The sequence below is a fragment of the Mesotoga sp. genome (genome assembly GCF_035363035.1).
Taxonomy (GTDB): Bacteria; Thermotogota; Thermotogae; order Petrotogales; family Kosmotogaceae; genus Mesotoga.
The window spans coordinates 1-8,078 of record NZ_DAOSEH010000090.1 but is presented as its reverse complement, the minus strand read 5'-3'; the positions used below and the strand labels follow the sequence as shown (position 1 = coordinate 8,078).

General features: G+C 49.6%; 5 protein-coding genes. All 5 read right to left on the bottom strand.

The window, feature by feature from the left end; genetic code table 11:
- Positions 1-776, bottom strand: a 776-nt coding sequence (locus tag PKX57_RS10345; protein WP_472417171.1) for a hypothetical protein, incomplete at its 3' end; no start/stop codon positions are given.
- The gene (locus PKX57_RS10340) at positions 776-2,164 is read right to left on the bottom strand and encodes a hypothetical protein (RefSeq protein WP_472417169.1); all 1,389 of its coding nucleotides are present in this window, start codon (positions 2,162-2,164) and stop codon (positions 776-778) included. The genes PKX57_RS10340 and PKX57_RS10345, both read right to left, overlap by 1 nt.
- Entirely contained in the window at positions 2,164-6,693 is a 4,530-nt protein-coding gene (locus tag PKX57_RS10335; protein ID WP_472417167.1) for a phage tail tape measure protein, read from the bottom strand. Before PKX57_RS10335 ends, PKX57_RS10340 begins: the two co-directional genes overlap by 1 nt.
- Positions 6,694-6,804: 111 nt before the next feature.
- The gene (locus PKX57_RS10330; RefSeq protein ID WP_213920022.1) at positions 6,805-7,194 is read right to left on the bottom strand and encodes a hypothetical protein; all 390 of its coding nucleotides are present in this window, start codon (positions 7,192-7,194) and stop codon (positions 6,805-6,807) included.
- A 12-nt stretch (positions 7,195-7,206) separates the two neighbouring features.
- Entirely contained in the window at positions 7,207-8,007 is an 801-nt protein-coding gene (locus PKX57_RS10325) for a phage tail tube protein (protein WP_213920021.1), read from the bottom strand.
- Positions 8,008-8,078 lie beyond the last annotated feature (71 nt).

Genomic DNA, 8,078 nt, shown 5'->3' with positions numbered 1-8,078 from the left:
CTTATTCCCTCGCAGAATAGGACAGTCTTTCCGGAATGGTAAATCAAGTGTCTATAGGTGTTCGGTAGATCGAAAGGATTTTGGATCGAGGTTATCTCATAAATGCCGTCCTCAATCTCCGACACTTCCATGTCTGGTTCTATATAATGATCCGAGGCAGTTACAAAGGATCTCACTTTATCCAGAAAGGCCGGGCCAATTTTATGCAGCCCCTCTTTTGTCAGGTGGTCCATGCTCTTATTATTAACAGATGCGATCTTGTAGAGAGTGCCAAAGCGATGAGGCCCAAACCATGGTATAAGCTTGATCCGTCTGATTTCATCTTCCCCGATCGCTTTCTGGCTTGGAAAGGTACCGTACCCGGGGATGAGTATGTCATTTCTCGCTTCAGCAAGGACTTCTCTGTATATTGAGCCTCCGGGCAATTCGAAAAGGCCAATAATGCAGTCCGGGTTCTCCGAACCCTCGGGATAGGTTTCAACCCCTACAAGCGGCAGTGTGAGGCCTTTGAGTTTGCCCGCTCCGACTTCTTTTTCTACATCCGCGAGATCGGAGACGGGCCTCCTAAAATTTGGCTGTATAAGAGTGAAGGTGCTTCCTTCGATTATCCCTTCACAGGCCAGTTTTCTCTCGAACTGTCCCTCAGGCAGCTTTGTGTCATGGAATCTTATCTGAACGACCTTGCCATCGTTTTCGAAGCCTACGATCGTCCCGACTCTAACGGGAGATCTTTTCCTCAGGATCCTGGCTATGTTCTCTATGTCGTTCCTTCTCATCATATCGCCTCCAGCAGACCCAGAGTGACTTCTAACGGGTGCGAAGAGAAAGAAACCGAGTCTATCACGTATGTGCGCCCTTGAAGTATCGCCTGTCCTCCGGAACGGATGTAGCTCGAAGGGGCCAGCATGACCCTCGTCTCTTTCTGGTATCTCTTCTTGGCATAAAGGAGGTTTGCAAGCCTCAACGCGGCCTGAGCCGATGCAGGTTCGTTAGTGCTGAATTGCTCTCTTGGTTCGGAACCGACCTGAAGCTCGATCGGAAACCTGAAGGTGTTCCCCGTGAAACCGAGCCCCAGATACTTTTCGCAGTATTGCTTCATAGTCCAGAGCGTCCTAGACTCTCCCCAGTCCCACGCGGATCCGGCAGGGTAATCGAATTCTATCGTCCGGTACAGCGAGACTTCGTTCGACTCCGGGCTCCACACGAGGTAGATCCCGTAAGTGGGATCGCCAGAAGGCTCTTCTGCCAGAGCTTCGAACTCTGTTTCGGTGTATATGTGATCGGTAGAGATGTTGTCCCATCCATATTTGAAAGAGGAAATCGAGTCGATTTTGTCAACCTCGGAGATTCTAACGCTGGTCCTGCATTTGCCTGTGTATTTTACTCTTTCCTGATTTCCTTCGTTCGTGTATGTCTCTTTTTGCAGCAGCACTGACCAGGACTCAGCGACAAGGTTATAGTATCTGAGAAGCGACTTCGAAAGCGGGATGGTATTGAGAAATCCGGTCAATTTCACACCAGAGGAAACATCTCCGGCTTCTATCTCTACCTTCTCGATAACGTCCGAAAGAGTCATTTCAGAGCTATCGTAGTAGTTCGGAATAAACCGGACCTCTTTCGTGGCGTGATTGACGAGAGTCCTGGCTCCTATGATTCGCTCCAGCTTTATTGTCGCCTCTCTGAGAGTTCCGCTCATCTGAAAGTCCCTGGCACGAATGTTGTTCTCGACCGCTATGATAGCCGACACATCGGCTTCGTAAGGAGTCCCCAGATATATGGCCTGAGCCATCCCGGCTGGAGTCAAGCCCGGATTGAGTGAGAACATCAGGATATCTTTCTCTTGCTCGAGATACCTGGCAAGCTTGTCTTTGAATTCGGCTTCGATAGTTACATGGCTCATGTAGTTTGTTGTCTTTATAACCCTCTCAATCTCGACCTCCGCGATACTCTCTACGAAAGAACCACCATCATCTTTTGCTCCATTCCATAATTCAAGAAAGACTGTCTGGCCTTTGGAGACAATCGACGGATCTGAAAGACGACAGCGGAAAGAGCCGGTGAAAGGGGAAAGCCCGGCTCTCTCGCTGCCCTGCACAGAATCCACAAGGAGGTATTGCGAACCGACTCTGGCCTCGATTACATATCTATCATCAACAAATGGCATTAGATCTCACCCGCCAGTTCCAGTTCCCTGGCGATTCTCCTGATGAGCTCGTCTTTGTCGGCGTACTCTTCCTTCTTTATGTCAAGGAAGATGTGATATTCCTTCTTTCTCTCGATCTTAGGGACAGTCAGATCGCCGCCGTTTGGCATGAATTCTCCAAGCTCTCTTGAAATACCGTTGGTCTCTCTTTGGAACTCCCTGAGAATTCCCGACATGTTCCTGGTCATCCCAGCCGTCTCCCGGAAAGTCTCGTCCAGCCAGTCGAGGTTGTAAAGCTTCCTGATGCTGTTGATCGCAGAACTTGCCTCTTCGGACAGACTTGAAAAATACTCCGGGATTTCGTTCGCCGCGGTTGATACCCTGTCGAGAGAGAAATCGCCGGCTTCTTTTTTCATATTTGAAAGGTAGTTGGAAAGGCCCTTGGACATATCGGCGAATGAAGCGACCGAGTTTGCCGCTCCGCGTACTGTTTCGTCTCTCATGCCAGAGGCAAGTTGAGCCATCTCCCTTATTACTTCTTCTCTCATGTCCGGTACGATAGAGTGGCCAACGATTTCATCGCTCGCTCTCTTGAACTCGGCTATAACAGCATCGGCACCGTTCTTGGATATGTTCAAGATGTTTCCCCATGTCGTCTGGAATTCCGTTTTCACTTCTTCGAGGGACGAGGCGAATTCGCTGAGCTCAGGCTCGATGTCCTTGAGAGAACGCCCGAACTCATCGGTCTTTTCAGCGTTGTCTTTGAACGTCTGATAGAAAAGAAGCATCTGGTCTTTCTGGTCTTCGATCTGTTCTGCGAGTGTCCCGGCAGCTTCGGCCGTCTCCTGCAACCTGTTTCTGTACTTCTCTATCGCTTCGGTATCGCCTTCGGTTTCGGCCTTTGCGAGAGCGTCCAGATATTCGACCTGTTTTGTCTTCAGTGTGTCCAGTTCCTCTCTCAAAGATGTAATGGCCTTCTTCTGTTTATCGAAGGTATCGGTAACCGCATCGGCCATTTCCGTCAGCTTCGCCGAGGTCTCTTTCGATTGGTTTTGGATCGACTTCAGGGCATCGGCCGCAAACCCTGAGCCTTCATTGACCTTTTTCCACTGTTCGTTTATTGTTTTCGCATCCTGAGCGAGTATATTCGTGTCAGAAATACCGAGAAGCTTTGCGAAAGCCACGCTCGTAAGACCGAGGTTCTCTCTGAGAAATACAAGCGTCTCTCCGAATCCGTAAGAGTCGAATACAGCTTGAGCAGCGGATTTTCCGTTTCTTCCATATATCACTTCCAGCTCCTGAAGAGAAGTTTTAAGCGCGTTTGCTTCTCTGGAGTTCTCTCCGTACGTCGAGATCGCTTTCCTGTATTCCTCTCTGGTAGAGGCAATTTGCTCAGATAAGCTGATAAGCCATGAAGTCTGGTTGTTAGTAAGGACACCGCTTTTGTAGAGTTCGATTTCAAGGTCCGCGAGGGCGACACCCATTACGTCCACATCATTTCCAAACATCTTTGCGGGCTTTGTCAATTTGTTGAAAGCGTTCACTAAACCCAGTGAGTCGGTTTCGGTCGCTTTGAATTGCGTACGCACTCTCTGGAGGGCCTCTTCCTTAGTGGCCGCGAAGTTCTCGCTCCCGTACAGAAATTCATTTATATGCTTGCCTGTCTTCTGAACCTCCGTCGCTGTTTGCTGTAGTATCTCTTTCACATCTCCAAATTTGACCGCGCTCTCTCCGGCGGACCAACCAAGAGAAGCTATCTCTCCCTTGAGGGTGTTCAGATTGGTGCGAAGACTGTCCGCCTGTGAAGAATTCGTTCCGTACCTTTCTTCAACAGTTTCAAGTTCTTCAGAAAGACTGTCATAAGCGTCGTACAGTTCCTTCAGGCCCGCAACCTGGTCTTTTGCCACTTTCCCTTGCTCGGCCATCGCGACGACAACTCTCCCGAGCGCTATACCGACTTCATTCGAGGCGTCGTTCGCACTCTTTTTCTGCCTTTCCATCATCGTGACGAACGCTTCCGTTGAACCCGCTCCCTGGAAAGACACCAGGTCTATGGCTTTCGCCAGTCCTCCCAAAGACCGGACCGCTCCATCGGTATCGACTTCATAGCTGATAGACTTGCTAGAACTCTCCAAATTCTCCACAATGCTGCTAGAGAGCTCTTGAACTCCCAACAGATCTATGAGCACATCGTTCAAAGCGAGCCCGGCTTCGGAATACTGAGCAATCACTTCATCCAATTGCCGCCTGACTTTTTCGGTTTCACCTGAAGATTCGCCGTATCTCTCGACTACGTTTTGCAAAGACTCGGAAAGTCTGTCATATTCTTTCCTGAGGCTCTCGATGTTTTGAGTCTCTTCTCCCGACAACTTCCCCTGTTCAGCCAATTTCAAGGCTATATCCGACATAGCAACGCCGACCGCTTTCGAAGCCGAATCCGAGCTAGTCTTCAATTTCTCGGTCATTCCAAAGAAAGCATCTGCCGAGTCGTTGGCATGTGTTTTGATGAGGTTAACCGCTTCCGTCTGTTTAACCGTTGATTCTAATATCGCATCTCCGGTTCTCTCATAAGAGCTGACGAGATTCTCCAGGACGGACTGTGTTTCTTTGGAACTGTCAGCCATAGCTTCATTTGCGCTCTTAACCGACTCTGCGATCCTATTGTTAGTTACCTCTGTATCGATGGCGACGGCATTTACCTCTTCCATCGTTTTCTTCAGCTTCAAGACAACTTCTTCAGAAGAGACCGTTAAACTCTCCGAGAATTCTTTTGCAAGATCTCTAAAGGCGTCCCCTGTGTAACCGGCCTCTTCTGCAATCTTTTGCATGTTCATGGCCGCTTTAACCGCAACTGTAGAATTTATCTGGTCGAACCCTCTGACAGCCTCCTCGAGCTGGGAGAATGTACCGGTTATTGTACCGGATAACTTTCTAGTATCGTCGCTTGCCTGTGAGGAGAGATTCGAAAACCTTCTCGAGACCTCTTCCATGGTCTCGACAGTTCCATCTGCCGTCTCTCTGACTTGGTTAAGCGCTTTCTCGAGGTCCGATTTGAACCAGTCCTTTGAAAGGTTATCCATAACCTTGTAGAGAGCGATAGACCCAGCCGTTATACCCGCGATCGCCGCGATGGTTATTCCCACCGGTCCGGTCGCAAAAGCGAGTAGTTTCGCTCCAACGCCGGCTGCAGAAGAACCGATTCCTGCGAGTGAAGTTCCCGTGCTTACGGCTGTCCCTGAAAGAGTAGTCAAAGCTTGTCCCGCTGCTCCGGCGGCAGCGACTTTGCCGGTGATAAGTTTTATAACGCTTCCAATAATTGAACCCCAGCTTTTGAAGGATGCTATAGTCTTCATAACGGTTCCCGTGAGGAAATTGACGGCTCCTGCCCCAATTAGGAGAATCGAGCCCCACTTTGCGACATTCACGATTAGTCTCTTCGTACCTTCGTCAAGGTTGTTCAACCAGTTCGCCAAGTCGCGTATCCAGTTGATCGCTTTTGACACTTCGTCTTTGAAAAGTGCCGCGAAGGAATTCTCTAAAGACTCGAGAGACGACTTCAAGAGCTTAAACTGTCCTGCCAGAGAGCTTAACTGTTCTTCTTTCATTCGTTCTGCCGCTCCAGCGGAATTTTCTAAAGTCGCGGTGAAATCCTTGATCTTCTCTACGCCTGTGGAGACAGCGGCGGCCATCCTGCCTCCGATCTCCGTGCCGAAGATCTCATATGTCCCGGTGGTGTCGACCCCGGCTCTTCGCATGGCCTCGAGGATCTCAACGAAAGAGTGTTGCGCGGGATTCACATCTTCAATCGTGAGGCCGTACATTTTCAACGCGTCGACGACGTCCTTTGTAGGAGCGGCAAGCCTGGCAAGAGCGTTCCTTAGAGTGGTTCCAGCCTGCTCTCCGTGAATGCCCGCTGTTTCGAAGGCCATTAGAGCGGCTACCGTCTCCTCGAGAGAATACCCGAACCCCGCGGCCGTAGAACCTGCGTATCTCATTCCGTAAGAGAGTCTCTCCAGGGTTTCAGGAGAACTACCTACCGAAGTAGCGAAGATATCGACGACTCTGCCTGCTTCTTTCGCCGACAGGCCGAACTGGTCAAGCGTATCAGTAACAAGCTCGGCGGTAGGCCTCAATTCAGAGTGCATAGCTTCCGCCAGGTTTGAGACTGGCCCTATCATCGCTTCTATCTCGACTCTCTTCTTCCCCGCCGAAGCGAGGGCGTATGCGGCCGACGCGATCTCGCTGGTCATGAAAGAAGAGTTCATAGCGACATCGTTCACCGTTTTCGACAACGCCTGAAAGTCCTCTTCCGTTCCTTGCATAACGGCGTTGACGTTTCGCATCTCTTCCTCAAAACCCATGAACTGCTTCAGTGCGAGACCGAAGGGAGCGGCTATTGCAGCGCCCCAGCCCATCATCGTAAGACCGGTCTGCTGCAGCTGTGAGCCGACTTCTCTCAGTCCTCTTGTCTGCTCTTTCACTTTTTCAAGTTCGCTTGAAGCGTAGTTGACAGCTTTCAAGACTATAGAGACTTCAGTTTTTGCCGCCATATAGGGTCTCTCCTTGTGCCTGGAATAGCTTTATGATAGTGATTAAGGGAGTCTCCCATCCCCAGGGAAGACTCCCTATCAACCATGTAGACTGCGCTAAGATCTTCCAGATCAGGATTTCGTAATCGTCTTCTGCTCCTTTTCGGAGCCTTCGGGAAAATCTTCCAGTTCACCCTTTGGAAAGGCCATCATTATTGAGTTTGTCAGGATTTTCATGAGATCCGTGAACTGGAATAGACCAATGTTCTCTTTCGTGACTTTAAGCACTTCTCCTTTTTCCGGTCCGAAGTCCCACGAATCGATAACAGCCTCCGCGAGGGAAAGCACAGCATCAAGCTCTTCCGTAGTGAGATCGATGCCTCCTTTTTCAAGCTTAGGAGCTATCTTCAGAGCAGGACTCAGAAGGAAAATCTTGGATCCCGGGAGAGGTTTGAAAGTGACGTTGTACTCGTTGATCCTTACCGTCTTACGATAGAAGGGTGTTATTATTTCGTGCTTCATCGCTTACCTCCATCAGGAAAGAATCACATTCTCGATACTCATCTTTATGGGGATCTCTACCGGTCCTGTCGCTCCAAGACTTACGGACGTTTCGCTGGCCACCATTCCGCTGCAAGCGATCGTGATAGTTGTTTGTGAAGCCAATGGATCGCCACTCTCGTCGTAGAACTGAGCTGAGAACGCAGCGGAGAATGTGAACGGAGTATCGGTTGGCAACCACTTTCCTTTCAAGACATCGGAAAACGACGAGGAAGGAGATACCGTTACAGTCCCCTCAAAGACAAAGGGCCCTTTTGAGAAGTCCTGAGGGTCAAGTGATGCACCTCTAATTATTTCGACCTCTCTTTGAGCGTTAATATCGACCTTTGTGACCGTGTTCGCAGAACCTGAGAAAGTGATTGTCGCATCCGACATTACGAAGAAACCCTTGACATAATCTACGGCTGCGAGCGCGGTGATTTCCTCTATGTCTTTGCCTACAAAGTCAATCGAGTATGTGAGAGGGTTCCTTTCATCAAAAGCCAGCCTTAGGGACTTTACTACAGCGTCTGTAAGAGCGATATCGTGAAGCTGTACATCGAACACGTTGTCTTTGTTCAAAAGAGCGGCGAGCAATATTCCATCCGACACGTCCGCAGACCAGCTGCACTCATAATCATGAGCATTTATTCTGGACTTCTTCATGTTGCCTATGCCGATCCTCTGAAGTGTGCTGGTCTTGATGGCGGGTTTAGCGTCGGAAACTAGACCGCAGTCATAGGTAGTTTCACCTTTAATGATCCTTGCATATACATCAGCTCCAGAAAGAGCCATTGTCCTTCACTCCTTTACTGAATTCTGAACCTCAATCTGACCCCGACTGCCTTGACTTGGAAATCGGGGAG

Coding starts and splice junctions, on each gene's coding strand:
- PKX57_RS10335 (WP_472417167.1), bottom strand. CDS start 6,693: ATGGCGGCAAAAACTGAAGTCTCTATAGTCTTGAAAGCTGTCAACTAC.
- PKX57_RS10325 (WP_213920021.1), bottom strand. CDS start 8,007: ATGGCTCTTTCTGGAGCTGATGTATATGCAAGGATCATTAAAGGTGAA.
- PKX57_RS10340 (WP_472417169.1), bottom strand. CDS start 2,164: ATGCCATTTGTTGATGATAGATATGTAATCGAGGCCAGAGTCGGTTCG.
- PKX57_RS10330 (WP_213920022.1), bottom strand. CDS start 7,194: ATGAAGCACGAAATAATAACACCCTTCTATCGTAAGACGGTAAGGATC.